Source organism: Burkholderia aenigmatica (assembly GCF_902499175.1).
In the GTDB taxonomy this organism is placed as follows: Bacteria; Pseudomonadota; Gammaproteobacteria; order Burkholderiales; family Burkholderiaceae; genus Burkholderia; species Burkholderia aenigmatica.
In genome coordinates this window covers 1-25,761 of sequence record NZ_CABVQC010000034.1, presented here as the reverse complement: position 1 = coordinate 25,761, position 25,761 = coordinate 1, and the positions used below count along the sequence as shown (strand labels likewise).

Sequence of the window (25,761 nt, the reverse complement as noted above, 5' to 3'; positions counted from 1 at the left end):
TAGCACAAAAAAGATTTGATAGAAGCGAGATTCATGAAAATCCCGAGATCAATTGAAAATCACGCGTGTCATTTTGACCGGTCGCGGCCTTTTCTCAAATTTTTACGTTCCTACACAGAGATTAGGACATTAGCCATTGTCTATTGGGCCTATCAACATACGCAATTACCCTGCATTCGGAAAAATCAAAGCTCTCATCGGACGACAGCTTGACGATTATCGGATGGCGCGGTGCGCTAAACGGGCAAACTGCGGACAGACCGGCAACCGCGACGTCAGGTCACATCCCGCGCGCACGCAATCAGCCGCTCGCGCAATGCGCCCGCATCGGCCAATGGCGAATCGAACGGCGTGCGCACGCGACGGCCGTCATATCGCCAGTCGGCGCCGTGGCGATCGACGCCGAGCAATGCGAGCCCGTCGCGACGCGCAGCGCCGGCATCGTACGCGTCCCATAACGCCTGTTCTTCGTCGAAGGCGAGCGGCGGCAACGCATCGAGCTGCGTGCCGTCGACCCAGCCCATGCGCCCGAAGCCGCCGATATAGCGTAGCCGCTCGACGTCGAGCGCCCAGAACGTGAAATCGCCGAGCGCGAGATAGCGCGCGGCGTCCGGCTCGTAGCGACAGTAGCGCGCGGTGACGTGCGGATCGTCGCCGAGCGGTACGAACCGGCCGAGCAGCGTCGCGCGCTCGGCGTTCAGCACGTCGCCGCCGGGCGCGTCGACGACGAGGAAGCCCGCGCGCGGATCGGCAGCCAGATTGCGCGTGTGCTCCGCGAGGCCGCTCACGAGGATCAGCGGACGATGGCTCGCATCAGGTGCAAACGGGACGACCGTCGGATACGGAAAGCCCTGCGGATCGCGCGCATGGGTGGCGAGCGTGCCGAGTGCGCAACGGTGCAGCAGATGCAGCGCGAGAGCGGGATCGATGTTCAAGAGGACTCCTGCGGTCGAAGGGCGGCGCGCCGGGCACGCCATGCGCTTCGATGTTACCCGCGGGCGCGGTACGCCGCGCATCGGCCGAACGGCCTATCCGGTCGACGCGGCCGAACGCGAGTCGCCGGGTAATCGCCGGACCGTCGTCCGATCGGCCATCGCCCGGCAGGATCGTAAGCGATTCGATAGAATCGGACGGGTCCGACGGGCGCCGCGTGCGTCCGCGCTTTTTTTGACGAGCCTTGCCGTGTCCGAAGCATCCTCCCCCGAATCGTCGTCCCCGTTCGCCGCGCCGCCCGACGCGCATCGCAAGCTGTCGCTGCCGGCCCGCCAGCGCGCGCGCGCAGCGTCGATGGCGCTGTTCTTCGTCGCCGGCATGATGTTCGCGTCGTGGGGCGTGCACGTGCCGACCGTGCGCGACAAGTTCGCGCTGAGCCCCGGGCTGCTGTCGATCGCGCTGTTCGCGGTCGCCGTCGGCTCGATCGCCGCGATGCTGACCATCGCGCGCTGGATCGCGCGCGTCGGCTCGCGCACCGCCTGCCTCGCGGGCGGGCTCGTGATGTCGGCCTGCGCGGCGCTGATCCTCGTCGTGCCCGACTACCCGCTGCTGCTCGCCGTGCTCGCGCTGTTCGGCTTCTCGATGGCGACGCTCGACGTCGCGATGAACGCCGAGGCCAGCGCGGTCGAAATCGCGATCGGCAGGCCGATCATGTCGTCGCTGCACGGCATGTTCAGCATCGGCGGGATGGCAGGCGCGGCCGCCGGCGGCGCACTGCTGTCGGCCGGCATGGCGCCGGCCGTGCATCTCGCGCTCGCGGCAGCGACGAGCGCGACGGTGCTCGTGGTCGCCAGCCCGGCCGTGCTCCCGCACGTGCCGCACCACGAACACGCGCACGGCGGCGGCAACCGCTGGCGCTCGCCCGCCCTGTGGATGCTCGGTGGCATCGCGCTCATCGCGCTGATCGCCGAAGGCGCGATGTACGACTGGGCGACGGTCTACATGCGCGACGTCGTCGCGGCGAGCCCCGCGCTCGCGAGCGCCGCCTATGCCGCGTTCTCGGGCGGGATGGCCGTCGCGCGCTTCGCGGGCGACGCCGTGCGCGCCCGCTTTGGCGCGCCGCAGCTCGTGTTCGCGAGCGCGTCGCTCGCCTGCGCGGGGATGATCGGCGCACTGCTGCTGCCTTATTCGGCCGCGGTGCTGACCGGCTTCACGCTGATGGGCCTCGGCCTCGCGAACATGATGCCGGTGCTGTTCGCGGCCGCCGCGCGCGTGAAAGGCATCCACGCGGCCGAAGGGCTCGCGCACGTGGCCGGGCTCGCGTATTTCGGCATGCTGTTCGGTCCGGTCGCGATCGGTGCGGTCGCGCAGGCCGCGAACCTGACGATCGGCCTGTCCGTCGTCGCGCTGTGCGCGGCGCTCGTCGCAGCCATCGCGCCGAAGGTGCTCGCGCGGCTGAAGATCTGACGTGCGGCCCGCGCCGGCCCAAAAAGAAAACGCGCATGCGTTGCCGCATGCGCGCTTTCACCCCTTCTGTTGACCGCTTGTTGCGTTACATCTTCACTTCGTCGAGCAGCGACTTCTTGCCGTTCTTGTAGTTGTACAGCGAAATCACGCCGTGCTGCAGGTCGCCCTTCGAGTCGAACGTCGTCGTGCCGATCACGCCCGAGTAGTTCGTCGTCGGCATGGCTGCGAGGATCTTCGCCGGATCCGTCGAGTTCGCGCGCTTCATCGCATCGACGATGATGTACACGGCGTCATACGTGAACGGTGCGTAGATCTGGATCGGCTGGCCGAAGCGCTTCTCGTACTTCGCCTTGAACGCCGCGCCGCCCGCCATCTTCTCGAGCGAAGCACCGGCTTCCGAGCACACTACGTTGTCGGTCGCGTCGCCGGCCAGGTCGGCCAGCTTTTCCGTGCACACGCCGTCACCCGCGAAGATCTTCGCGCGCAGGCCGAGCTGCTTCGCCTGCTTCGCGAACGGGCCGCCCGTCGCGTCCATGCCGCCGTACATGATCGCGTCCGGATTCTCGCCCTTGATCTTGGTCAGAATCGCGCGGAAGTCGACCGCCTTGTCGTTGGTCGCGTCATGCGACATCACCTTCAGGCCGAGCGCCTTGGCCTTCTTCTCGAACTCGTTCGCGAGACCCTGGCCGTACGCGGTCGAATCGTCGACCACGGCCACGCTCTTGATGCCCTTCGAGTGCGCGTAGTTCGCGAGTGCCGGGCCCTGCTGCGCATCGGTGGCCACCACGCGGTACGTGGTCTTGAAGCCCTGCTGCGTGTAGGCCGGGTTGGTCGCCGACGGCGAGATCTGCACGATGCCCGCATCGCTGTAGATCTTCGAGGCCGGGATCGACGTGCCCGAGTTCAGGTGGCCGACCACCGCGACGACCTTGTCGTCGACGAGCTTCTGCGCAACCTGCGTGGCCTGCCGCGGGTCGGCCGCGTCATCCTGCGGGTCGAGTTGCAGCGTGATTTTCTGGCCGCCGATCGTGAGACCCTTGGCGTTGATCTCCTCGACTGCGAGACGCGCACCGTTTTCGTTGTCCTTGCCCAGGTGTGCAATGCCGCCCGTCAAGGGCGCGACGTGGCCGATCTTGACGACTTGATCGGCGGCCGCGTTGCTTGCAGCTGCAACGCACAGCATCGCCGCGGCGGTGATCGGCAACAGCTTTTGCATCTTGATATTCATGTAAGTCTCCAGTTTCGGTCCCAATAAACGCCATCGTCCGGTGCCCCGCTGCCATCCCTGTGTTTGCAATCACTGGACGATTCGCCGGTTGCATCGTTCATGCACTTGGCCTCAGCACGTGAAAACGGCCGCTTTTAGCAGCTGCCCGCCCGTACTTGCGCGCAAGTGTAGGTGATCAAATTAATTTGTGGGACTTTTTTGGGGTAGTGGTATCACTACCGATATGCGCACTTTGGAATGACTACTCGAATATCGCTGCGAGCCCCGCCGGATAAGGGTTTCCGCTAATTCCCGGCGACTGGCTGAAAGGTCGTTTTAAAACATTCCCGGGGCATTTCGATTCGGTATTTTGTGCCCGCGATCATTGAATGAAACGCGCGTGACAACGCGCGTTTCGTCGTCCGATATGAACGATTCAGGCAGCCGCCGCACGCCACTCGGCATCGAGTGCGGCAACCAGCTGCGACGTCGTCAGCGCATCGCCGCGCCGCCGCGCGAGCGGCGCGCCCTGCCCGGCCCACAACGACAGGTAATCGCCGTCGTTCGCGCGTGCGGCGGCCTGGCGCAGCGGCTGCGTCAGCGCGTTCTGCACCGGGTACGGCGCGGCATCGGCCACGCGTTCGCCGAGCCGGGCCATCAGCGTGTTGCGCAGCCCGCGCGCGTGGCGGCCGGTGATCGCGCGCGTGACCTGTGTCGACGTATCGGCACTCGCGAGCAGGCGTGCCTTCCAGTCCGCCGCGATCGCGCTTTCCGTGCAGGTGAGGAACGCGGTGCCGAGCTGCGCGCCCTGCGCGCCGAGGGCAAGCGCGGCCGCGATCCCGCGGCCGTCCATGATGCCGCCCGCGGCCAGCACGGGCAGGCCCGTCGCGTCGACCAGTTGCGGCACGAGCGCGAGCGTGCCGATCAGCGCATCGTCGGCGGAACCGATGAACGTGCCGCGATGGCCACCTGCCTCGGCGCCCTGCGCGGACAGCGCGTCGGCGCCGGCCGCCTGCCATGCGAGCCCCTCGGCCACGTGTGTCGCGGTGCCGATCACGTAGGTGCCGGCAGCCTTCAGGCGCGCGACGTCGGCCGCATCGAGCACGCCGAACGTGAAGCTCGCAACGGGCACGCGCAACGCCACCAGCGCATCGAGCTGCGCACGAAAGTCGGGCGCGTAGCGCGCGGGGGCGATGCCCGGCGGCAACCCGAGCGTCGCATTCAGCGGGTCGATCGCGGCCAGCGCGCGGGCCACGGTCGCCGCATCGGGCGCGGCATCCGGCAGCACGAACAGGTTGACCGCAAACGGGCGCTCGGTCGCCGCGCGGATGGCCTCGACTTCGGTCGCGAGGCGCTCGGGCGCGAACGCGGCGGCGCCGAGACTGCCGAGCGCGCCGGCATTCGAGGCGGCGGCGACCATCGCGGTCGTGGTCGCGCCGACCATCGGCGCCTGCACGAGCGGCAGGCGCAGGCCGAAGCGTTCGGAAAAAGGTGTGGCAAACAGACGGGCAGACATGGCGAATCCTTCGATGACGATGTGCGAAAGCGCTTTGTAAAGGCGGACACATCGACTCTATCGAAGCGGCCCAATGCCGAAAAATGAATAATCGAGATTGAAACGATCGCTGCGCGAGAAGCGGGCGCGTGCCCTGCACCGTCACAGGATCGGTGGCACACTAGGCCGCCCTCTTTCACCCTCGGGGCGCGCATCGCGCACCCCGTTCGCCAGGAGTTCAGAACGTGACAGCCCAATGGATCGACATCCCGACCGGTAACGACAGCTTTGGCGGCTATCTCGCGCTGCCCAAGCGCGGCACCGGCCCTGCCGTCATCATCATCCAGGAGATCTTCGGCGTGAACTCGCACATCCGCGCGGTCGCCGACCAATACGCGTCCGACGGCTTCGTCGCGCTCGCGCCGGACGTGTTCTGGCGCACACAGCCGCGCGTCGAGCTGACCTACGAAGGCGCGGATCGCGACAAGGGCATCGAGCTGATGAAAAAGACCGACGTGGGTCTCGCGGTCGCGGACATCGGCGCGGCAGCCGATGCGTTGCGCGCGCGCCCCGAAGTGGCCGGCAAGGTCGCCGCGATCGGCTACTGCTTCGGCGGCCAGCTCGCGTACCGTGCGGCCGCGACCGGCAAGATCGACGCGGCCGTGGCCTACTACGGCGGCGGCATCCAGAACGCGCTCGACCTCGCCGGCAAGGTCACGCAGCCGATCCTGTTCCACTACGCGGAAAACGACCACGGGATCCCGCTCACGGCGGTCGACCAGGTGAAGGCCGCATTCGCCAGCCACGGCGATGCGTCGTTCCACGTGTACCCGGGCGCCGAGCACGGCTTCAACTGCACGGATCGCGCGTCGTACAACCAGCGCGCGTCGGCGCTCGCGCACGGCCGCACGCTGACCTTCCTCGCCGAGCACCTCTAAAATCGGCCGGCCGCGGGCCCCGCGCAGCGGGCCCGCGTTATGCTGCTGTCATCGCCACGAGTCACAACGGGGGTGACTGCGATGCACTCGGACTATCTCGCGCATGACGCGATCGGCCTCGCCACACTGGTACGCGAACGCAAGGCGAGCCCGCGCGAACTGCTCGACGCCGCGATCGGCCAGGCCGAAGCGGTCAACAGCGCGATCAACGCGATCGTGCTGCAGGACTACGAAGCCGCACGTCGGCGTGCGGCCGCCACACCCGATGGCGGCGCCGACGCGCCGTTCGCCGGTGTTCCCTATCTCGTGAAGGATCTCGGTGCGGCGGTTGCCGGCCTGCCGCTGTCGATGGGCAGCCGGCACTACCGGTATTTCGTGCCCACCGACGATTCGCCGGTGATCGCGCGAAGCCGCGCGGCCGGTCTCAATGTGTTCGGCAAGACCAACACGTCGGAAATCGGCCAGATGCCGTACACGGAACCCGAACTGTTCGGCGCGTGCCGCAACCCGTGGAATCTCGACCACACGCCCGGCGGCTCGAGCGGCGGCGCGGCGGCGGCCGTCGCGGCCGGCATCGTGCCGGTCGCGCATGCATCCGACGGCGGCGGCTCGATCCGCATTCCGGCGTCGTGCTGCGGGCTGTTCGGCCTGAAGCCGAGCCGCAACCCGGTGCTCGTCGACCTGCCGTCGAGCGGCGAGCTGGTGGTCCAGCATGCGGTCACGCGCAGTGTGCGCGACAGCGCGCTGCTGCTCGACGTGACGACCGGCCAGACCTTGCCGACCGGCGCACCCGGCACGTTCCTCGGCGAACTCGACACGCCGCCCGGCCCGCTGCGGATCGGCCTCGTGCTCGACCCGATGCTCGCGCCGGCACTCGCCGACGACACGCGTGCGGCGCTCGACGACGCGGCCGCGTTGCTCGAATCGCTCGGCCACCATGTCGAGCCGGCAACGCTGCACGTCAACTACGCGCGCGCGGCCGAAACCTTCCTGACGCTATGGGCGACGATCGCCGAGGAGATGGTGCTCGGCGCACGCGCGATGACCGGCCGCACGCCGAAACGCGGCGAATTCGAAGCCGCGACGTGGGCGATGGCCGTGGTCGGCCGGCGCCTCGCGCGCACGCGCCTGCCGGACGTGCTCGAATGGCAGCGCCAGCTCACCGTGCAGGTCGCCGGCCTCGTGTCGCGCTACGACGCGATCCTGTGCGCGTCGCTCGCGGGCCCGCCGGTGAAGATCGGCGAATTGCAGCCGACGCCGTTCGAATCGGCCCAGATGAAGGTACTCGCCGCGCTGCCGGTGAAGCCGCTGCTGAAGGAAATGCTCGCGAAATCGTCGGAAAAGGCGTTCACGTGGGCCGGCTGCACCGAACTGTTCAACCTGACCGGCCAGCCGGCGATGTCGGTGCCGCTCTACTGGAACGCGCGCGGGCTGCCGATCGGCGTGCAGTTCGTCGCGCGTCACGCCGACGACGCGCTGCTGCTCAAGCTCGCACGGCAGCTCGAACAGGCGCGGCCGTGGTTCGACCGCCGCCCGCCGCTGATGCAGGCGCAGCGCTGACGCGCGGCGCCCGATGAAAAAAGCCCCGCCGGCGGAACCGGCGGGGCTTTCGTTGGTGCTGCAGGCTGGCGCCGTGCTTATACGAGCCGTTCGCAGACCGTCTTCGTCGCCGCGGCCGCATTCAGCGTGTAGAAATGCAGCCCGGGCACGCCCGCGTCGACGAGACGCTGGCACAGGCCCGTGACGACGTCCGCGCCGAACGCGCGGATCGACTCACGATCGTCGCCGAAGCTCTCGAGCCGGCGCGCGACCCAGCGCGGCACTTCCGCGCCGCACATTTCCGAGAAGCGCATCAGCTGCGAGAAGTTCGTGATCGGCATGATGCCCGGTACGATCGGCACGTCCACGCCGAGCTTGCGCACGTCGTCGACGAAGCGGAAATACGCGTCCGCGTTGAAGAAATACTGCGTGATCGCGGAATTCGCGCCGGCTTTCACCTTGCGTGCGAAGTTCTCGAGATCGGCCTTCGGCGAACGCGACTGCGGGTGGTATTCCGGATACGCGGCGACTTCGATGTGGAACCAGTCGCCGTGCTCGGCACGGATGAAGCTGACGAGCTCCGACGCGTAGCGCAGCTCGCCGACCTCGCCCATCCCCGACGGCAGGTCGCCACGCAGCGCGACGATGTGGCGGATGCCGTACGAGCGGTACTGGTCGAGGATCGCGCGCAGGCTGTCGCGCGACGAGCCGATGCACGACAGGTGCGGCGCGGCCTCGAGGCCGTCCTTCTGCATGTCGAGCACCGTATCGAGCGTGCCCTGCTGCGTCGAACCGCCGGCGCCGAACGTGCAGGACACGAATTTCGGCTTCAGCGGCAGCAGCTGCGCACGCGTGGCGCGCAGCTTCTCGACGCCTTCCGCCGTCTTCGGCGGGAAGAATTCAAACGAGAGTTCGATCGGTTTCATGATTCGAAAAGATCAGCCGATGTCGCGCTGCCCGAAGATCAGCGCGGACAGCAGCCACGACACGATGCTGTACAAGATCGAACCGAAGAACGCGGACCAGAAGCCCGACACCTCGAAGCCCTTCAGCAGCGACGACGCGAACCAGAAACACAGCGCGTTCACGACGAGGATGAACACCCCGAGCGTGACGATCGTGACGGGCAGCGTCAGCAGGATCAGCACCGGGCGGATCACCGTGTTGATCAGGCCGAGCACGACCGCGATGATCAGCGCCGTGCCGAAGCTCTTGATGTGGATCGACGGCACGAGGTACGTGATGATCAGCAGCGCGAGTGCGTTGATGACCCAGGTGAGGATGACGCTCATGGAGTGCTCCGGTTCGATTGTCGATCGGTACGATCAGTGGCCGCCGCCGGCCGCCGCGGGTGCCCGAAGGCGCGCCGCGGCAGCCGGCGATCCGCGCCGTGCCGCCGTACCGTGGGCGCGTCGGCGACGCGCGCTCGGCACCGCGGCAGCGGCGCATCGGATCAGTAGCGGTAGTGGTTCGGCTTGAACGGGCCTTCCTTCGCGACGCCGATGTACGAAGCCTGTTCGTCCGACAGCACGGACAGGTTCGCGCCGATGCGCGCGAGGTGCAGGCGCGCGACCTTTTCATCGAGGTGCTTCGGCAGCACGTACACCTTGTTCTCGTACTCGGCGCCGCGCACGAACAGCTCGATCTGCGCGAGCGTCTGGTTCGCGAACGAGTTCGACATCACGAACGACGGGTGGCCGGTCGCGCAGCCGAGGTTCACGAGGCGGCCTTCCGCCAGCAGGATCACGCGCTTGCCGTCCGGGAAAATGATGTGGTCGACCTGCGGCTTGATGTTTTCCCACTGGTACTGGCGGGTCGACGCGACGTCGATTTCCGAGTCGAAGTGACCGATGTTGCAGACGATCGCGTTGTGGCGCATCGCCTTCATGTGATCGTGGCCGATCACGTGGAAGTTGCCGGTCGCCGTCACGAAGATGTCGGCCTTGTCGGCCGCGTATTCCATCGTCACGACGCGGTAGCCTTCCATCGCCGCCTGCAATGCGCAGATCGGGTCGATTTCGGTGACCCACACGGTCGCGCCGAGGCCGCGCAGCGATTGCGCGCAGCCCTTGCCCACGTCGCCGTAGCCCGCGACGACCGCGACCTTGCCCGCGATCATCACGTCGGTCGCACGCTTGATGCCGTCGACCAGCGATTCACGGCAGCCGTACAGGTTGTCGAACTTCGACTTCGTGACCGAATCGTTCACGTTGAACGCCGGGAACGGCAGGCGGCCGTCCTTTTCCATCTGGTACAGGCGGTGCACGCCGGTCGTGGTTTCTTCGGTCACGCCCTTGATGTGCGCGAGGCGCGTCGAGTACCAGGTCGGGTCCGCGTCGAGGTGCTGCGCGATCGACTTGTACAGCGCGACTTCTTCTTCGTTGGTCGGCTTCGCGATCACCGAACGGTCCTTCTCGGCCTTCGCGCCGAGGATCAGCAGCAGCGTTGCGTCGCCGCCGTCGTCCAGGATCATGTTCGCGAATTCGCCGTTCGGCCATTCGAAGATGCGGTGCGAGAACTCCCAGTATTCGTCGAGCGATTCGCCCTTGAACGCGAACACCGGCGTGCCGGATTCGACGATCGCGGCAGCTGCGTGGTCCTGCGTCGAGAAGATGTTGCACGAGGCCCAGCGAACGTCCGCGCCGAGCGCCTTCAGCGTCTCGATCAGCACACCCGTCTGGATCGTCATGTGCAGCGAACCGGCAATGCGCGCGCCCTTCAGCGGCTGCTGCGCCTTGTATTCGTCGCGGATCTGCACGAGGCCCGGCATTTCGGTCTCGGCAATGTTCAGTTCCTTGCGGCCCCAGCCGGCCAGCGCCATGTCGGCGACGACGTAATCGTTGGAAGCTTTGGAATCGATAATGGCGTTCATCACGCCCTCCTTTCTAAAAAGTTTCTAGATTGGTGACGTGAGCGCCGTTCAGGAAGCGGAGCCGGCGCGCATGCGCCGCACGGCTGCTTGGTGAAGCCTTCCGAGCCTGGCGAGCCGGAATGGCCCGTCGCAACGCTCCTCGGAAAACGGAGGGGATTGTAGCAAATCGGCGCGCGGAATGCGCAAGCACCGCGCACACGGCACTCACCCGGCACAAGCGCGCGGCGTCGGCGCGCGCGGCCGTCAGGAAAGGGTCAGGACTCCGCGCCGACCCACGCCTGTTCGCGCAGCCGCGCGCGCAGGCGCGCGACGGCCTGGCTGTGCAGCTGGCACACGCGCGATTCGCTCACTTCGAGCACCGCGCCGATCTCGCGCAGATTCAGACCCCGTTCGTAGTACAGCGACATCAGCAGCTTCTCGCGCTCCGGCAGCCGCTCAATCGCCTCGACGAGCGCTTCGCGCAGGTGCTCGTCGAGCAGCGCCGACAGCGGATCGGCGTGATCGACGCGGTAGCGGTCGAGGAACGGCTCGTCGTCGGCCGCGCGGTCGAAATCCTCGTAGTAGATCAGCTGGCTGCCGTGCAGGTCCTGCAGCATCCCCTGGTATTCGTCGAGCGGCATGTTCAGGTGCTGCGCGATCTCGGTCTCGCTCGCCGAGCGGCCGAGATGCTGCTCGACCTGGTGCACCGCGTGCTCGACCTCGCGCGACGTCTTGCGCAGGCTGCGCGGCAGCCAGTCGTTGCTGCGCAGCTCGTCGAGCATCGCGCCGCGAATGCGCTGGGTCGCGTAGGTCTCGAACTGCGCGCCCTGGTCTTCCTTGTAGCGGCCGGCCGCGTCCATCAGGCCGATCATGCCGGCCTGGATCAGGTCGTCGAGGTCGACGCTCGCCGGCATCTTCGCGACGAGCTGCAACCCGAGGCGTCGCACGAGCGGCGCATATTGCGCGAGCACGTCGGCCTGGGACATCTTTCCTTGAGCGTTGTACATCATGGCTCTCTCCTTCCGGTGGCGCTCACGCGGCGTGTGCCGCGCCCGCCTCATACGACGGCTTGCCGCCCGCGTGCACGGCGCGGCCCGCACCCGAACGCGGGCGCATCGGCCAGTACAGCAGGTCGGCGGCAATCTGCCGGTAGTCGCGCGCGGCGGCCGACGACGGGAACGCATCGACCGCGGCCCGCGTCAGTTCGCGCGCATGCTCGACGAGCGGATCGGCGCTCACGCAGCCCGCGTCGGCAATCGACACGGTCAGGTAGCGGCTCGCGACGCCCGCGAGGTTGTCGAACGCGACCTTCGCGTCCGCATGGCTGCCGACGTGATTGGTCAGCACGCGGAACTGCGCGAACGCATGCGCGAAATGCAAGCGCTTCATGCACGCGTACGCCTCGGTGATCGCCTGCGCGGCGACCCGCGTGACGACCAGCACGTCGTGCGCTTCGCGCGCGAGCGCCGAGAACGCGCCGTCGGCGCCGAGCTGCGCGTCGACGAGGACGATGTCGGCCGGGCCGTCGATGAAATCGCTGAGCTGCGCGTCGGTGTAGCCGGTGCGCGCGAGCCGCGCGGCGGCGCACAGGCCGAAGCCGGCCGCCACCCGCGTGCGCTCGCCGTCGCGCAGCCACGCGCCCGCCAGCGTCGCGCTGGCCGATTGCACGTCGGCACGCTCGTCGACGACGAGCACGTCCTTGCCGAGCGACGCGAGCGCCGCCGCCAGGTTCACGACGGTGGACGTGCAGCCGACCCCCGCCGGCCCGCCCGTCACCGCGACGATGCGCGACGCGCGCCCGGCCAGCAGGCGCCGCAGCCCTTCGGCCTGATCGATGATTCGTTTATCCAAATCGCACCTCGTGCAGCTCGGCGGTGGAACGTGCGGTCAATGCGGAAAGCAGCGTCGGCATGTCCTCGTCTTGCGGCACGAAGGGCGAGCCGTCGCGCGGTACGCAGAACGCGCTCTTCAGCAGGAAGCGGGTCGATGCGACGTACAGGTTCTCCGGCACCTTCTGGCCGGTCGACACGTAGTGGACCGGCAGCTTGTAGCGGATCACGGTGTCGAGCACGCCGCCGAGGTGGGTCGCCTCGTCGAGCTTCGTCAGGATGCAGCCGGCCAGGTCCGGATGCTCGCCCGCGCTGCGGTACGCCTGCACGACTTCGTTGAGCGTGTCGCCATGGCTCGTCGCGTTGAGCAGCAGCAGGCGCTGCACCGGGGCGTTCGCGCCGTGCAGCATCGCGATCTGGTCGGATACCGCGCGGTCGCGCTGGCTCATGCCGATCGTGTCGATCAGCACGATGTGCTTGTTGCGCAGCTCGGACAGCGCGAGTGCGAGGTCGCCGGCATCCTTCACCGCGTGCACCGGCACGCCGAGGATCTTGCCGAAGATGCGCAGCTGCTCGTGGCCGCCGATCCGGTAGCTGTCGGTGGTCAGCAGCGCGACCTTGCTCGCGCCGAAGCGCATCACGCAGCGCGCGGCCAGCTTCGCGGTGGTGGTGGTCTTGCCGACGCCCGTCGGCCCCATCAGCGCGAACACGCCGCCGCGCTCCATCAGCGCGTCCTCGCTGTCGAGCACCGGCAGGTTCGACGCGAGCACCGACTGCGCCCATTCGGCGGCCTGTTCGACGGTCTGCGCGTCGTCGCCGGCCGGCAGGTTGTCGACCAGCATCCGCACGAGCTGCGCGGAGAAACCGGCCGCGAACAGGTGCTTCGTCAGCGCGCCATGCACGGCGCTGCGACGCTGGCGGTCGTGCCACATCAGGCTGTCGAACTGCTCTTCCATCATCCCGCGCAGTTCGCCGAGTTCCTGCATCACCGTATCGTTGACGATCCGCTCGATGCGCGACTTCACCGCATCGGCCACCACGGCGGCCGCGTCGGCGGACAGGCGCGTGCGCTCGGCCGCCTTCGCGGCATGCGCCGCGCTCGTGTTCGTATCGGGCGCGCGGGGGGCGGCGGCCGGCATCCGGCGTTCGGCGTCGCGCACGATGTCGCGTGCCCATTCAGGCGGCGTCGCGCTCGCGGCGGCCTGCGGAGCAGGCGCGCTCGCTTGCGGCGCGGCGGGCGTCGCCTGCGCACGCGCCATCAGCGCGTCGCGCTGCTGCGTCAGGCGCTTCGCGTGCTCGACCAGCCACGGCGCGGGTTCGGAAGCCGCGGCCGGCGCGCTGGAAACGGAGGTGGCGGAAGACGGTGCGGCCGCCGCCGGCATGCCGGCCAGCGGGTCGCCACCCGACGGCGTGCCGCCCAGCACGTCCACATCGATCGCCGAAGCATGTGCGGCTGCCGCGTCGTCCGCGTCGGCGCTGGCGCCGAACACCGACGAGAACACGTCCGGCAGCCCGCCTTCGCCCGCTGCATACGGATTGACGGCCGGGCGGGCCAGCGCCGCTCCCGGGCGCGACACGATGCCCGGCACCGCGGCGGCCGGCACGGATTCCGGCGCGCGCGAGGTGGCGAGGCGCGGCCGCGCCGCGGCCGGCGGCGTCACCGCGGCCAGGTCCGAATCGGCGAGTGCAACGATTTCGACGCTGCCGTCATCGAGCGTGCGGTTCGACAGCACGACCGCGTCGGCGCCGAGTGCCTCGCGCACGAGACGAAGGGCGTCGCGGCTCGTTGCGCCGGTAAATTTGCGAATGTTCAAGCGGAACCCCCGATGACGTTAACGACTTTGATCGTGCGTGTGTCCGGCACTTCGGCATACGACAGCACTTTCAATTGCGGCAGGCTGCGGCGCAGGAAACGCGCGAGCATCGCGCGCAGCGCGTGCTGCACGAGCAGCACGGGCGGCAGCCCGAGATTCTGTTGACGCAGCATCGCCTGTTGCGTGCCGGTCAGAAGGTTGTGCGCGAGGCCGGGCTCGAGGCCCGGGTTCGCGCCGGTGGCGAGCGCCTGCGACAGCACGCGCTCGAGATTCGAATCGAGGCCCATCACCTGCATCTCGCCCGCGCCCGGATACCACTGCTGCGTGATCGCGCGGCCGAGCGCGAGCCGCACCGCGGCCGTGATCTCGAACGCGTCGCCGCGGCCCGCGTGTTCGGACACGGCCTCGAGGATCGTGCGCATGTCGCGGATCGGTACGCCTTCCTCAAGCAGGTTCTGCAGTACCTTCTGCAGCGTCGTCAGCGAGATCGTCTTCGGTACGAGGTCCTCGACGAGCGACGGCGCGTCCTTGCCGGTGCGCTCGACGAGCGCCTGCACTTCCTGGCGGCCGAGCAGCTCGGCCGCATGCTGGACGACCAGATGGTTCAGGTGCGTCGCGACGACCGTGCTCGCGTCGACCACCGTGTAGCCGTACACCTGCGCCTGTTCGCGCATCGCGACGTCGATCCACACGGCCGGCAGCCCGAACGCGGGATCCTGCGTGACGGCGCCGGGCAGCGCGGCCGTCACCTGGCCGGGGTTGATCGCGAGCCACTGGCCCGGGAACACTTCGCCGACGCCGATCTCGACGCCCTTCAGCGCGATCCGGTATGCGTTCGGCCGCAGTTCGAGGTTGTCGCGGATATGGATCACCGGCGGCAGGAAGCCGATTTCCTGCGCGAATTTCTTGCGGATGCTCTTGATGCGCTTGAGCAGCTCGCCGTCGCTGTTCTTGTCGACGAGCGGAATCAGCCGGTAGCCGACTTCCAGCCCGAGCGGATCGATCAGCTGCACGTCGTCCCAGGTCGCCTCGTGGCTGTCCGACGGCAGCACGGCGGGCGGCGCGACGTCGGTCACGTCGCCGGCCGCCTTGCGGGCCGCCGCGCGCTTGGTCTGCGTGCGGGCCAGCCAGATCGCGCCGCCGCCGAGCGCGAGGAACGCGAAGTGCGGCATCCCCGGGATCAGCCCCATCAGCACGATGATCGCGCCCGTGATGGTCAGCACGCGCGGGTTCGTGAACAGCTGGCCGGTGATCTGCGTGCCGATGTCCTCGTCGGTCGCGACGCGCGACACGATCACGCCGGCCGCGGTCGAGATCACGAGCGACGGGATCTGCGCGACGAGGCCGTCGCCGATCGTCAGCAGCGTGTAGTTCGTGCCAGCCGCGGCGAAGCTCATGTCGTGCTGCACCATGCCGACGATCAGCCCGCCGATCACGTTGATCGCCATGATGATCAGGCCGGCGATCGCGTCGCCGCGCACGAACTTCGACGCGCCGTCCATCGACCCGTAGAACTCGGCTTCCTGCGACACGGCCTGGCGGCGCTTGCGTGCCTGCTCTTCGTTGATGAGGCCCGCGTTCAGGTCGGCGTCGATCGCCATCTGCTTGCCGGGCATCGCGTCGAGCGTGAAGCGCGCGGACACTTCGGCGATTCGCCCCGCGCCCTTCGTGATCACCATGAAGTTGATGATCATCAGGATCACGAACACGACGATACCGACCGCGAAGTTGCCGCCGACGAGGAAGTGGCCGAACGCCTCGATCACCTGGCCGGCCGCATCGGGCCCCGTGTGGCCTTCGAGCAGCACGACGCGCGTCGACGCGACGTTCAGCGACAGGCGCAGCAGCGTCGAGAACAGCAGCACGCTCGGGAACGCCGCGAAGTCGAGCGGCTTCATCGTGTACATGCTGACGAGCAGCACCATCACGGACAGCGCGATGTTGAACGTGAACAGCAGATCCAGCAGCATCGGCGGCAGCGGCAGGATCATCATCCCCAAGATCATGCAGATGAGGATCGGGCCCGCGAGCGCGCGCAGGTTGGTCCCCGCGAGCAGGTTCGGGCGCTTCGCGAACAGGCTGGTCGGGGTGCTCATGCCGTACCTGCCTTACCGAGGCTGTCTTCCTGCTCGTCGCGCTCGTCGTCGGCGGACACCGACGTACCCTTGTCGAGGTCGGCCGGCACGTCCAGATCGACCGGCACCGCCGGGAACGCACCGCCTTCCGAACGGAAGCGCTTGAGCTGGTAGACCCACGCGAGCACTTCGGCAACGGCCGAGTACAGCGAGCCGGGAATCTCGCGCTCGAGTTCGACGTTGTGATACAGCGCACGCGCGAGCGGCGGCGCTTCGAGCAGCGGCACGTTGTGTTCGGCCGCGAGTTCGCGGATGCGCGCGGCGACGAGGTTCACGCCCTTCGCGACGACCTTCGGCGCGCGCATCTCGCCGTCCGTGTATTGCAGCGCGACGGCGAAGTGCGTCGGGTTCGTCACCACCACGTCGGCCTTCGGCACGGCCGCCATCATCCGGCGGCGCGCGATCGCGCGCTGCTGCTGGCGGATCCGCCCCTTCACGTGCGGATCGCCTTCGTTCTCGCGATGCTCGCGCTTCACTTCTTCCTTCGTCATGCGCAACTTCTTGTTGTACTGCCAGAGTTGGTAAGGCACATCGAGCGCGGCGACCACCAGCATCCCGGCGACCGTCGTGCCGCAGCACACGGCGACCAGATGCAGCGCATCGGGCAGCGCCACGCCCAGCGGCTGGGTCGCGAGGGCGAGCAGCTCGTCCTTGCTGCGCCAGATCGCGATGCCGCCGATCCCGCCGACGACCAGCGTCTTCGCGAGCGACATCCCGAGCTGGATCGGCCCCTGGATCGAGAAGATCCGGCCGAGGCCCGAAATCGGGTTCAGCCGGTCGAATTTCAGCTCGAACGTCTTCTGCGAAATCAGCCAGCCGCCGAGCGCCATCGGCGCGAGCAGCGCGGCAAGGCCGGTGAGCGCGAGGAGCGGCAGCAGCGCGGCGAAGCCTTCGAGGCTCGCGCTGCCGGCCGCCGACAGCATCCGGTTCGTGTCGAACGCGGTCGCACGATCGAACGTGAACGCGCCGCGCAGCATCGCCTGCAGATGCCCGCCCGACGGGCCCGCGAGCAGCCACGCGCCGTAGAACCCCGCCGCGAGCAGCGCGAACGAAGCCAGCTCGCGCGAACGCGCGACCTGCCCCTCCTCGCGCGCCTTCTCGCGGCGCCTGGGAGTGGCGGCTTCGGTCTTGTCGAGATCGCTCTCGTCTGCCACGGGGCCTCCAGTCGGGTACGGCGGAATGCCGCTTTCCAGTGACACCGATTATTCATGGAGGCGTCAAACGCCGATCGGTCGAGCAAAGCCGGGAAAGGGGGGTATTTCGAAGAATCGGTCGAGCCGGTACGAACCGGGCTGGACAGGGGGACGGAACGGTGTGCGGCGCGGCCGAAAAACGTGCCGGCCGGTGCGAAGACGGGGCGCGGCTCCGGACAGAGCGGCGACCGCGTGATGCGAGGATAAGGCGCGGAAAGGGTGAAGCGGTGAAACGACACCGCACGTGCGACGCGAAATCAGGCCCCGACGCGACGGCGTCGCGTCGGGGCAGGCGTCGGTCAGACCGCCGGAACCGGATCCGCGCCGAAGCGGTTCGGGCCTTCGGTGCCGCGCGAGCACGTCCACACGAGCAGCAGGATGCCGCCGACGATCGGAATCAGCGCGATCAGCAGGAACCAGCCCGAGCGGCCCGTATCGTGCAGGCGGCGGACGCTGACCGCGATACCCGGAATGATCAGCGCCAGCGAAACCAGGGAGAGCACGCCGAGCAGCAGCAGCGTGATCAGGCCCGCGTTACGGCCCGCCACGCCGATGATCTGGGCGACCATCGAAAGAATGAAGCTCAGCAACACGAAATACCAGTATTCGGCACGACGCGCACGGCCTTCGAATGTCGCGTATTTATTGAGTACGGAACGAACGGCTTCAGAAAAATTCATTTTATTACCCTCATGTTTTATATTGGCACCTCGGAAACAACGCCGGCATTATATGTTTGAATTTCGACGTGTTCCATCTCTTTTCGCATGCTGACCAAAGCGCTCGCCTGCCCGTCCAGCCTGCCGATACAACGCGAGAACGGTTGCAATGGCGTAACGCCGTGTCGCAGGCTTGCATGCCACGTCATTTTAATAATGTTGAAAACCTGATAGAAACTGCAGCCCCGGATAATCCAGCATTTGATTACAACCGAATGAAATCAAGCGTGATCGATAATCGGCGCGAAGGCGCCGCATTCGATTAACCGGCCGGCATGACGCACGCGTGCAAAGCGCGCTACCCTTCGCCATTCCCGATTCCGGTCGAACCGCGCCATGCTCCGTCATCCGCTCGCCTCGTCGCTGTCGCTCGCCTGCGCACTGGCAGCCGGCTGCACGCATACGCCGGCCCTGCCGCCCGGTGCGCAGGCGCCTGACGCGCCGCACCCCGGCACGATCGCCCTGCACCATGCGTGGAACGGGTCGACGCAAACCCTGCGCGCGCAGGATTTCCCCGCCAGCTTCGTGTTCCGCTGCGCCGACGCGCGCGGCGAACCGGCGGAACGCGCCCGCGCGGCCTGGTGCGTGCCGGTCGTCGAGATCGAATCGGTGTCGGTCGATGGCGCCGGGCACCCGGCCGCGCCGGCCGATGCCGTCCGGATCGACAGCACCGCGTACGGACCCGGCCACCGCTTCGTCGACCATACGCACGTGATACGCAACGGCCGCCCACCGGTCTAGCGCCCGTTCGCACCGGTCACGGGCCCGCGCCCTGGCCCGCCGCGGCGCGCTGCAGCGCGCCGAGATCGAGCTTCTTCATCGTCATCACCTGCGCCATCACGCGCTCCGCGCGCGCCGGATCGCCCGTCATCAGTTCGGCCATCTGCACCGGCACGACCTGCCACGACACGCCGAACCGGTCGCGCAGCCAGCCGCACTGCTGCGCGCGCTCGTCGCCGCCTTCGGACAGGCGTGCCCAGTAGCGGTCGATTTCGGCCTGGTCCCGGCAGTTGACGACGAACGAGACGGCCGGCGTGATCTGGAACACCGGGCCGCCGTTCAGCGCGACGAACGCCAGCCCGTCGAGCTCGAACACGACGGTCATCACCGCGCCCTCCGCGCTGCCGGATACGTGTGCGCCGGCCTTGCCGTAGCGCGCGACGTGCACGATGCGCGCGTTGTCGAACACCGACACGTAGAAACCGGCGGCCGCCTCGGCGTCGCGGTCGAACCACAGGAACGGCGTGATGCGTTGTATGCGCGGGTTCATGGCGCTGCCTCCTCGATATCGTGCCGGACGAGTGCCGGTATTACATCGTAGGCGCTGGACCCGCGCGCGGCGGCGATCCGGTCCGACCCGTCGTGCCGCGCCCGGCCGCCGGATAAAAAAAAGGGGGCGATCGCTCGCCCCCTTGTTCCGTGTCCGGCCGTGCCGCGTCAGAACGCGACGAAAGGCTGTGCACCGCCGCTCGCCGTCTTGTCCATCCCGAAGTAGATCGTCCGGTTGTAGAAGTACGGCATGCCGATGTCGAGCCAGTTGGACGAACCGAACGGGCCCGCGATGTCGTTGAACGCGAACGTCGACGGGTTCGAGAACAGCGAATCCGCGTTCGCGACGGACATCGCCACGGTGGCGCCCACGCCGTTCTGGCCGCTCAGCGTCGCCGAGTAGCTGGCCGGCGGCGATGCCGGGCAGTAGAACTGCGTATTCTTCGAGCAGGCCGTCTGCCCCGCATCGTTGAAGAAATACGCGTTCGAACCCGTGTCGAAGAACGCGGTCACGTTGCGCCCGAGGAACGTCGCGCTGACGTCGCCCGTCGTGGTCGACGTCATCACGGTCTTCCCGGTCAGGTCGGGCAGGCCGAACGTCAGCGTCCCGGTTGCGCTGGCTTGCCCGCTATCCGAAATGCTCGGCATCGTCACGCTCACCCCGCTGCTGTCGGCGAAACGATGCACCGGGTTGGCCACCTGCTGCGCCACCGGCACGAGCGCGACCGTGCAGTTCGCGTTGTCGCCGTTCGGGCACGCGTAGTAGTTGTTGCTCGTCGACGTCGACGTCGCGCAGGTCGTGCCGCAGTCGACCGGCGCCGGCCCGATGCCGAGGATCCCGTTCGCGCCGAGTGCGCTCGCCGTATTGGCCGACGCGCCGCCGTTCGTGCACGAGTTCGGCACGTTCGTCGTGCCGAGGTCGCCGATGATCTGCACGGGCAGCGAGCTCGCCTGCTCGGAACCGATCGACAGGTCGACCGTGCGCACCGAACCCCACGTATAGCTCGACACGAACTTGCCGCACTCGGCAACCGGCGCGCCGCCGCTCGTCACTTGCGGGAAGCTGCCGAGCACGCCCGACACCGCGCTGCCGACGAGCCGCAGCCCGTAGGACGCGGTATCGACCAGCACGTTGTTGACCACCTGGCAGTTCGACGTGCCCGGCGCGCAGACCTTCACGCTGATGGTCGGGATGTTGATCACGTTCGCGACGCCCGAGTTGACGGTGATGACCGCCTTGCTCCCGGAATTGCCGTCCGAACCGCCCGAACCGTTGTTGCCGTTGTTGCCCGAGTTGCCGCCGCCACCGTCGCCGCCGCCGCATGCCGTCACGAGTACGGCCGTTGCCGCCGCGAGGCCCAGCACGCCGAGCCAGCGCTTGAATGTACGAGGAATGCTCAAGATCGCTCTCCCGCTGTCACTGGATATCGGTGCCGGCCAGGCCGGCAGGCAGCGCCGCCGGCAGCCACGCCTGGCCCGAGAAGGCGCCCATGTGGCCGCCCGTCCGGATCACGAGGCCGCTCGTGTCGACGGACACGGGCGCGCGCCAGCCGCGCGCCTGGTGCGCCGCCTGGACGCCAGCGGTGTACTGCGGGAAATAGCTGCCGAGCAGCGACGCGAGATCCGGCATCGTCGGCCCGCGCCACGCGAGGCCGAACACGCTGCCGGCGGCCGACGTGTATTCGTGGATGACGGTGCCCGATCCGAGCGTGATCTCGCGGACGGTATAGGCGGCCGTGCTCGTCGTCTGCACGCCGTCTGCCGGACGCATCGCGCGCTGCAACGCGCGCACGGTTGCGGCCTGATCGTCCGCCGGCGGCGACATCGGCGCGCCGCCCAGTTCCGCGTGTGCGTGGACGCTCCACAGCACACCCATTGCAGCCGCCGCGTGCGCGACGGCCCAGCCCAAGCGTTTCAGCTTCACGTTCCCCCCCAAGGGACTGGCTTCGTTGCCGGCGGTGCGGCCATCGGGCCCGCGCCGCCTCCCAACATATGAAATCGTACGGATGACGCTACGTTGCTGCTGACGCGTAGTATGCCTGCTGAGTGTGTCGAAGTGTCAATTTGACACAGGACCGCCGGGCCGCATGCGTGCGGCGGATGGGGGGAAACGATAGGGTGGCGCGGTGACGCGTGCATCGGGCGCCCGCGCGAAACATGGCGCGCCGATGCATGCGGCAGGGTCAGAAGCCCAGGCTGGCGAGCAGGTCGTCGACCTGTTCCTGGTCCTGGACCACGTCGGATTTGCCTTCCGGCGCGATCTGCGGGCCGTTCAGCAGCGACTCGGGGCTGCCGGTCGGGCTCATCTGTTCGGCCGCGAGCGCGGCCGCGGTGGCCGCGAACTGCTCGCGCCGCTCGGGCGCGATGTTCTCGACGAGCACGGTGAGGAGCTGCTGCTCGATCAGGTAGACCATGTCCATGATCTTCTTGATCACCTGCCCGGTCAGGTCCTGGAAATCCTGCGCGAGCATGATCTCGAGCAGTTGCGCGCTGGTCGCCGACGTCGATTCCGGCAGCGTGCGCAGGAACGTGCGCGTATCGTCCATCAGCTCCCGCACTTCCGCGTGCTCGATCGGCGCCGCGTACCACTGCGCCCAGCGCGCGTCGAGTGCCTCGGCCTCGTTCTGGATGCGCTCCTGCATCGGCTTCGCGACCTCGATCGCATTCAGCACACGCACGGCAGCCTGCTCGGTCATCGTCGCGACGTAGCGCAGCCGGTCGCGGGCATCGGGCACGGCTTCCGCCGCACGCTCGACATGCTTGTCGAGCCCGAGCTCGCGCATCGAGTCGCGCAGCGTGCGCGTAACGTGGCCGATGCGCGCGAGGATGCGGTCGCTCGCGAAATCGGCGCCTTCGGCCTGGCCGTCGGCGCTGAACCCGGCGCCGGTCAGTGCGGCATGGATCGGCTCGTTCACGTCAGCTCCCGGCCTTCGCCATCTTGTCGATGATCTTGTTCAGCTTTTCGTCGAGCGTCGCGGCCGTGAACGGTTTCACGACGTAGCCGCTCGCGCCGGCCTGCGCCGCCGCGATGATGTTTTCCTTCTTCGACTCGGCCGTGACCATCAGCACCGGCAGGTGCGTGAGCGTCGCGTCCGCGCGGATTTCCTTCAGCATCGCGAGGCCGTCGAGGTTCGGCATGTTCCAGTCCGAGATCACGAAGTCGTAGCCGCCGCCGCGCAGCCGCGCCAGGCCGGCGAGGCCGTCTTCGGCCTCGTCGACGTTCGAGTAGCCCAGTTCCTTGAGCAGGTTGCGGACGATCCTGCGCATCGTCGGGAAATCGTCCACCACCAGGATTTTCATGCTCTTGTCCATCGTCGTTCCTTTCCAGATTCGTTTCCGTCGGGACGCGTATCGTGGCACGCGCCCCGTGACATTCCATTCAAACGCGCTGCACGCGGTCGCCCATCGTCGCCAGGCGCGCCATCACGCGACGGCTCATCTCGGCGAGCGGCACGATCTCGTCCGCGCCGCCGAGCGCGATCGCCTCGCGCGGCATCCCGAACACGATGCAGCTTGCTTCATCCTGCGCGAACGTGTGAGCGCCCGCGCGTTTCATTTCCAGCAGGCCGGCCGCGCCGTCGCGGCCCATCCCGGTCAGGATCACCCCGATCGCGTTCTTGCCCGCGTGGGTCGCCGCCGAGCGGAACAGCACGTCGACCGACGGGCGGTGCCGGTTCACCGGCGGCTCTTCCGACAGTTGCGCAATATAGTTCGCCCCGCTTCTCGCGAGCAACAGGTGCGCATGGCCCGGTGCGATATACGCATGGCCCGGCAGCACGCGCTCGCCATGCTCGGCCTCCTTCACCGCGATCCGGCACAGGCCGTTCAGCCGCTGCGCGAACGATTTCGTGAAGCCCGGCGGCATGTGCTGCGCGATCAGCACGGCCGGTGCGTCCGGCGGCAGCGGCGTCAGCACCTCGCGGATCGCCTCGGTGCCGCCCGTCGATGCGCCGATGATGATCAGCTTCTCGGTACTGACGAGCGGGTTGTTGATCATCGGCGCGGCCGGCTGGCCTGCCGCCGCGCGTGCGACGGCCTGCGGCTGCGGCGCCTGGCGCACGCGCGCGCGCGACGCCGCGCGGATCTTGTCGGCGAGCTTTTCCGCGTAGTCGAGCATCCCGTCGCGAATCCCGACGCGCGGCTTCGTGACGAAATCGACCGCGCCGAGTTCGAGCGCGCGCAGCGTGATCTCCGAGCCGCGCTCGGTCAGCGACGACACCATCACGACCGGCATCGGCCGCAGGCGCATCAGCTTCTCGAGGAAGTCGAGCCCGTCCATGCGCGGCATTTCGACGTCGAGCGTCAGCACGTCGGGGTTGTGCTGCTTGATGAGCTCGCGCGCGACGAGCGGATCGGGCGCGGTCGCGCACACCGTCATGTCGGGCTGGCTGTTGATGATCTCCGTCATCAGGCTGCGGATCAGCGCCGAATCGTCGACGCACAATACTTTGATCTTCTGCACTGCGGTCATGCCTCCTGCTTTCTTGATAGGTTCGCCGCCCGCACACCGCCGGCCGGCGCCGCGCCGCGCGCGCCGAACAGCTCGATGCGCGGCCGCGCCGGCTGCGGCGGGGCCGGACGCTTCGCCGCGAACAGCTCGACCTGCGGACGCGGCCGTGCGGCGCGGGCGCGATCGGCCTCGCGGGCGAGTGCGGCTTCGCGCTCGGTGACGCCCGGCACCTGCAGCCTCAGCTTCTTCACCATCGCGCGCCCGCTGTTCGGCATGAACGCGACCTTGCGCGGATGCACGCCCTGCAGGTCTTCCGCCGTGATGCGGATGCGTTCGAGCGCCAGGTAGCGGCGCACGAAATCCGCGTTGCGGTCGCCGATGTTGATGGTCGTCATCCCGGCCAGCACGGCCGCGCCGCCGAACACCTTCGCCTCGAAGCGTTCGCGGCGCCCGCCGGCCTTGATCAGCTCGTTGATCAGCACTTCCATCGCATACGCGCCGTAGCGCATCGATTCCGACGCGGCCGCGCCCGGATCGGCACCGTCGTCCGGCAGCATGAAGTGGTTCATTCCGCCGATGCCCGCATACGGGTCGTGCAGGCACGCGGCGACGCACGAGCCGAGCACGGTCATCAGCACCATGTCCTCGGACGTCGTGAAGAACTCATTCGGCAGCAGCTTCACGCCGGGACGGCCGAAGTGGTTGTCGAAGTAGCGATTGGTGGCGATCGGCAGCGCGCTCATCCACGCTCTCCCAGGGCGGCGACGGCGCCCGCAGCCCGTGCGCGCACCGGCGACGCGATCGCAGGCGCCTGCGCGCCACGCGGCCGTGCGCCCTGTGCGGCGTCGCGGGTCAGTTCGTACACCGTCTGCCCGCGCAGCCGGAACGCCTGCGTGACATACGTGAAGTTTTCCGAATGGCCGGCGAACAGCAGCCCGCCCGGCTTCACGAGCGGCTCGAAGCGCGACAGCACCTGCCCCTGCGTCGGCTTGTCGAAATAGATCATCACGTTGCGGCAGAAGATCGCGTCGAACGGCTTCGCGATCCCGTAATCCGCATCGGTCAGGTTCAGCTGCTCGAAGCGGATCATCGCGCGCAGCTCGGGGCGCACCTTCACGCGGCCGGCCTGCGGGCCCGTGCCCTTCAGGAAGAAGCGCTTCAGCCGTTCCGGTGCCAGGTGCTTGACCTGGTCGTACGTGTAGATGCCGGCTTCCGCCTTCGCGAGTACCTGCGTGTCGAGGTCGGTCGCGAGGATCGACGCGCCGCGCGCGGCCGATTCGCCAAGCGCCTCGATCAGCGTGATCGCGATCGAGTAAGGCTCCTCACCGGTCGACGCCGCCGAACACCAGACCGATACCGGCGCCGGCCGCCCCTTCACGAAATCCGACAGGATCGGGAAGTGGTGCGACTCGCGGAAGAACGCGGTCAGGTTCGTCGTCAGCGCATTGGTGAACGCTTCCCACTCGAGCGGATCGTCTTCCTGCTCGAGCAGGTCGAGGTAGTCGCGAAACGTGTCGAGGCCGCGCGCCCGCAAGCGGCGCGCGAGGCGGCTGTACGCCATGTCGCGCTTGTGCTCGGACAGCGAGATCCCCGCGCGTTGATGGATCAGCGCGCGAATGCGGGCGAAATCCGCGCCCGTGAACGCGAAGTCGCGCCCCGGCTCGCCCGCGCGAGGCGAGGCATCCGGTGCATCGGGTCGAAACGGCGCGCGCGCGTGCGGCATGGTTTAGAAGGTCTCCCAGTCGTCGTCGGACGTGCCGGCCGTGGCCGCCGCCGGCTTCTCGCCGTTCAGCGCCGGGCGCACGAGCGCGGGCTTCGCGGCCGGCTTGTCGGCCGGTCCGGCGCTTTTCGCGAGGCGCGGCCCGTAGCCGCCCGCAGCCGTGCCGCGGGAAGCCGGTGCGTCCTTCTGCACGTGCGCGCCG

26 protein-coding genes and 1 riboswitch are annotated in these 25,761 nt (G+C 68.1%); of the genes, 5 read left to right on the top strand and 21 right to left on the bottom strand.

The window, feature by feature from the left end:
* Positions 1-275: 275 nt before the first annotated feature.
* Positions 276-935 carry a HugZ family pyridoxamine 5'-phosphate oxidase gene (locus BDO18943_RS23425; protein WP_175024229.1) on the bottom strand — a complete coding sequence of 220 codons (660 nt, stop codon included), beginning with the start codon at positions 933-935 and terminating at the stop codon, positions 276-278.
* Between the two features lie 247 nt (positions 936-1,182).
* Between BDO18943_RS23425 and BDO18943_RS23420 the strand changes: the two genes are divergently transcribed.
* Positions 1,183-2,400: an MFS transporter gene (locus BDO18943_RS23420; RefSeq protein ID WP_175024228.1), complete on the top strand. Its 1,218-nt coding sequence runs from the start codon at positions 1,183-1,185 to the stop codon at positions 2,398-2,400.
* 85 nt (positions 2,401-2,485) lie between these two features.
* On the opposite strand, the gene BDO18943_RS23415 is transcribed toward BDO18943_RS23420, so the two are convergent.
* Entirely contained in the window at positions 2,486-3,628 is a 1,143-nt protein-coding gene (locus tag BDO18943_RS23415; RefSeq protein ID WP_043185084.1) for a branched-chain amino acid ABC transporter substrate-binding protein, read from the bottom strand.
* A gap of 415 nt (positions 3,629-4,043) precedes the next feature.
* The gene (locus tag BDO18943_RS23410; RefSeq protein WP_175024227.1) at positions 4,044-5,123 is read right to left on the bottom strand and encodes an NAD(P)H-dependent flavin oxidoreductase; all 1,080 of its coding nucleotides are present in this window, start codon (positions 5,121-5,123) and stop codon (positions 4,044-4,046) included.
* A 224-nt stretch (positions 5,124-5,347) separates the two neighbouring features.
* On the opposite strand from BDO18943_RS23410, the gene BDO18943_RS23405 reads away from it, so the two are divergent.
* Positions 5,348-6,040 carry a dienelactone hydrolase family protein gene (locus BDO18943_RS23405; protein WP_175024226.1) on the top strand — a complete coding sequence of 231 codons (693 nt, stop codon included), beginning with the start codon at positions 5,348-5,350 and terminating at the stop codon, positions 6,038-6,040.
* 81 nt (positions 6,041-6,121) lie between these two features.
* Positions 6,122-7,600 carry an amidase gene (locus BDO18943_RS23400; RefSeq protein WP_175024265.1) on the top strand — a complete coding sequence of 493 codons (1,479 nt, stop codon included), beginning with the start codon at positions 6,122-6,124 and terminating at the stop codon, positions 7,598-7,600.
* Positions 7,601-7,677: 77 nt separating this feature from the next.
* On the opposite strand, the gene metF is transcribed toward BDO18943_RS23400, so the two are convergent.
* From metF to BDO18943_RS23355, 9 genes are all read right to left on the bottom strand, one after another.
* Positions 7,678-8,505: a methylenetetrahydrofolate reductase [NAD(P)H] gene (gene metF, locus BDO18943_RS23395; RefSeq protein WP_043185076.1), complete on the bottom strand. Its 828-nt coding sequence runs from the start codon at positions 8,503-8,505 to the stop codon at positions 7,678-7,680.
* Positions 8,506-8,517: 12 nt separating this feature from the next.
* Entirely contained in the window at positions 8,518-8,871 is a 354-nt protein-coding gene (locus BDO18943_RS23390) for a phage holin family protein (protein ID WP_006477367.1), read from the bottom strand.
* 161 nt (positions 8,872-9,032) lie between these two features.
* Positions 9,033-10,451 (bottom strand): adenosylhomocysteinase, encoded by a 1,419-nt coding sequence (gene ahcY / locus BDO18943_RS23385; protein ID WP_175024225.1) that lies wholly within the window; start codon positions 10,449-10,451, stop codon positions 9,033-9,035.
* A gap of 32 nt (positions 10,452-10,483) precedes the next feature.
* Positions 10,484-10,598, bottom strand: a riboswitch (S-adenosyl-L-homocysteine riboswitch).
* A 107-nt stretch (positions 10,599-10,705) separates the two neighbouring features.
* Complete coding sequence (locus tag BDO18943_RS23380) at positions 10,706-11,440, bottom strand: RNA polymerase sigma factor FliA (RefSeq protein ID WP_006484033.1); 735 nt, start codon at positions 11,438-11,440, stop codon at positions 10,706-10,708.
* A gap of 22 nt (positions 11,441-11,462) precedes the next feature.
* A complete protein-coding gene (locus tag BDO18943_RS23375; protein WP_043185072.1) occupies positions 11,463-12,281 on the bottom strand; it encodes a MinD/ParA family ATP-binding protein in 819 nt (272 codons plus the stop codon).
* Positions 12,274-14,073, bottom strand: coding sequence for a flagellar biosynthesis protein FlhF (gene flhF, locus BDO18943_RS23370; RefSeq protein WP_175024224.1), 1,800 nt, complete (start codon positions 14,071-14,073; stop codon positions 12,274-12,276). The genes BDO18943_RS23375 and flhF overlap by 8 nt, the downstream gene beginning before the upstream one ends.
* Positions 14,070-16,169: a flagellar biosynthesis protein FlhA gene (gene flhA, locus BDO18943_RS23365; RefSeq protein WP_175024223.1), complete on the bottom strand. Its 2,100-nt coding sequence runs from the start codon at positions 16,167-16,169 to the stop codon at positions 14,070-14,072. The genes flhF and flhA overlap by 4 nt, the downstream gene beginning before the upstream one ends.
* Positions 16,166-17,362, bottom strand: a complete 1,197-nt coding sequence (gene flhB / locus BDO18943_RS23360; RefSeq protein ID WP_043185065.1) for a flagellar biosynthesis protein FlhB — start codon at positions 17,360-17,362, stop codon at positions 16,166-16,168. The genes flhA and flhB overlap by 4 nt, the downstream gene beginning before the upstream one ends.
* A 338-nt stretch (positions 17,363-17,700) precedes the next feature.
* Positions 17,701-18,081: a DUF805 domain-containing protein gene (locus BDO18943_RS23355; protein WP_175024222.1), complete on the bottom strand. Its 381-nt coding sequence runs from the start codon at positions 18,079-18,081 to the stop codon at positions 17,701-17,703.
* Between the two features lie 56 nt (positions 18,082-18,137).
* Between BDO18943_RS23355 and BDO18943_RS23350 the strand changes: the two genes are divergently transcribed.
* Positions 18,138-18,386: a hypothetical protein gene (locus BDO18943_RS23350; RefSeq protein ID WP_175024221.1), complete on the top strand. Its 249-nt coding sequence runs from the start codon at positions 18,138-18,140 to the stop codon at positions 18,384-18,386.
* A gap of 70 nt (positions 18,387-18,456) precedes the next feature.
* Positions 18,457-18,861 (top strand): hypothetical protein, encoded by a 405-nt coding sequence (locus BDO18943_RS23345; RefSeq protein WP_175024220.1) that lies wholly within the window; start codon positions 18,457-18,459, stop codon positions 18,859-18,861.
* 16 nt (positions 18,862-18,877) lie between these two features.
* Here BDO18943_RS23345 and BDO18943_RS23340 read toward each other — a convergent pair whose 3' ends face one another.
* The 9 genes from BDO18943_RS23340 to BDO18943_RS23300 form a co-directional block, all read right to left on the bottom strand.
* Positions 18,878-19,390 carry a VOC family protein gene (locus BDO18943_RS23340; RefSeq protein ID WP_175024219.1) on the bottom strand — a complete coding sequence of 171 codons (513 nt, stop codon included), beginning with the start codon at positions 19,388-19,390 and terminating at the stop codon, positions 18,878-18,880.
* Between the two features lie 167 nt (positions 19,391-19,557).
* Positions 19,558-20,790, bottom strand: coding sequence for a DUF3443 family protein (locus BDO18943_RS23335; RefSeq protein WP_175024218.1), 1,233 nt, complete (start codon positions 20,788-20,790; stop codon positions 19,558-19,560).
* 16 nt (positions 20,791-20,806) lie between these two features.
* Entirely contained in the window at positions 20,807-21,313 is a 507-nt protein-coding gene (locus BDO18943_RS23330) for a DUF2844 domain-containing protein (protein WP_043185237.1), read from the bottom strand.
* A 259-nt stretch (positions 21,314-21,572) separates the two neighbouring features.
* Entirely contained in the window at positions 21,573-22,304 is a 732-nt protein-coding gene (gene cheZ, locus BDO18943_RS23325; RefSeq protein ID WP_043185055.1) for a protein phosphatase CheZ, read from the bottom strand.
* 1 nt (position 22,305) lies between these two features.
* Positions 22,306-22,701, bottom strand: coding sequence for a chemotaxis response regulator CheY (cheY, locus tag BDO18943_RS23320; protein WP_006485893.1), 396 nt, complete (start codon positions 22,699-22,701; stop codon positions 22,306-22,308).
* A gap of 67 nt (positions 22,702-22,768) precedes the next feature.
* The gene (locus BDO18943_RS23315; RefSeq protein WP_089449699.1) at positions 22,769-23,860 is read right to left on the bottom strand and encodes a protein-glutamate methylesterase/protein-glutamine glutaminase; all 1,092 of its coding nucleotides are present in this window, start codon (positions 23,858-23,860) and stop codon (positions 22,769-22,771) included.
* Complete coding sequence (gene cheD, locus BDO18943_RS23310) at positions 23,857-24,582, bottom strand: chemoreceptor glutamine deamidase CheD (RefSeq protein ID WP_043185050.1); 726 nt, start codon at positions 24,580-24,582, stop codon at positions 23,857-23,859. The genes BDO18943_RS23315 and cheD overlap by 4 nt, the downstream gene beginning before the upstream one ends.
* The gene (locus BDO18943_RS23305; protein ID WP_043185047.1) at positions 24,579-25,562 is read right to left on the bottom strand and encodes a CheR family methyltransferase; all 984 of its coding nucleotides are present in this window, start codon (positions 25,560-25,562) and stop codon (positions 24,579-24,581) included. The genes cheD and BDO18943_RS23305 overlap by 4 nt, the downstream gene beginning before the upstream one ends.
* 3 nt (positions 25,563-25,565) lie before the next feature.
* Positions 25,566-25,761, bottom strand: a 196-nt coding sequence (locus tag BDO18943_RS23300) for a hypothetical protein (RefSeq protein WP_175024217.1), incomplete at its 5' end; no start/stop codon positions are given.

Coding starts and splice junctions, on each gene's coding strand:
- BDO18943_RS23390 (WP_006477367.1), bottom strand. CDS start 8,871: ATGAGCGTCATCCTCACCTGGGTCATCAACGCACTCGCGCTGCTGATC.
- BDO18943_RS23410 (WP_175024227.1), bottom strand. CDS start 5,123: ATGTCTGCCCGTCTGTTTGCCACACCTTTTTCCGAACGCTTCGGCCTG.
- flhA (WP_175024223.1), bottom strand. CDS start 16,169: ATGAGCACCCCGACCAGCCTGTTCGCGAAGCGCCCGAACCTGCTCGCG.
- BDO18943_RS23355 (WP_175024222.1), bottom strand. CDS start 18,081: ATGAATTTTTCTGAAGCCGTTCGTTCCGTACTCAATAAATACGCGACA.
- BDO18943_RS23345 (WP_175024220.1), top strand. CDS start 18,457: ATGCTCCGTCATCCGCTCGCCTCGTCGCTGTCGCTCGCCTGCGCACTG.
- BDO18943_RS23400 (WP_175024265.1), top strand. CDS start 6,122: ATGCACTCGGACTATCTCGCGCATGACGCGATCGGCCTCGCCACACTG.
- BDO18943_RS23315 (WP_089449699.1), bottom strand. CDS start 23,860: ATGACCGCAGTGCAGAAGATCAAAGTATTGTGCGTCGACGATTCGGCG.
- metF (WP_043185076.1), bottom strand. CDS start 8,505: ATGAAACCGATCGAACTCTCGTTTGAATTCTTCCCGCCGAAGACGGCG.
- BDO18943_RS23340 (WP_175024219.1), bottom strand. CDS start 19,390: ATGAACCCGCGCATACAACGCATCACGCCGTTCCTGTGGTTCGACCGC.
- cheD (WP_043185050.1), bottom strand. CDS start 24,582: ATGAGCGCGCTGCCGATCGCCACCAATCGCTACTTCGACAACCACTTC.
- ahcY (WP_175024225.1), bottom strand. CDS start 10,451: ATGAACGCCATTATCGATTCCAAAGCTTCCAACGATTACGTCGTCGCC.
- BDO18943_RS23305 (WP_043185047.1), bottom strand. CDS start 25,562: ATGCCGCACGCGCGCGCGCCGTTTCGACCCGATGCACCGGATGCCTCG.
- cheY (WP_006485893.1), bottom strand. CDS start 22,701: ATGGACAAGAGCATGAAAATCCTGGTGGTGGACGATTTCCCGACGATG.
- BDO18943_RS23415 (WP_043185084.1), bottom strand. CDS start 3,628: ATGAATATCAAGATGCAAAAGCTGTTGCCGATCACCGCCGCGGCGATG.
- BDO18943_RS23380 (WP_006484033.1), bottom strand. CDS start 11,440: ATGATGTACAACGCTCAAGGAAAGATGTCCCAGGCCGACGTGCTCGCG.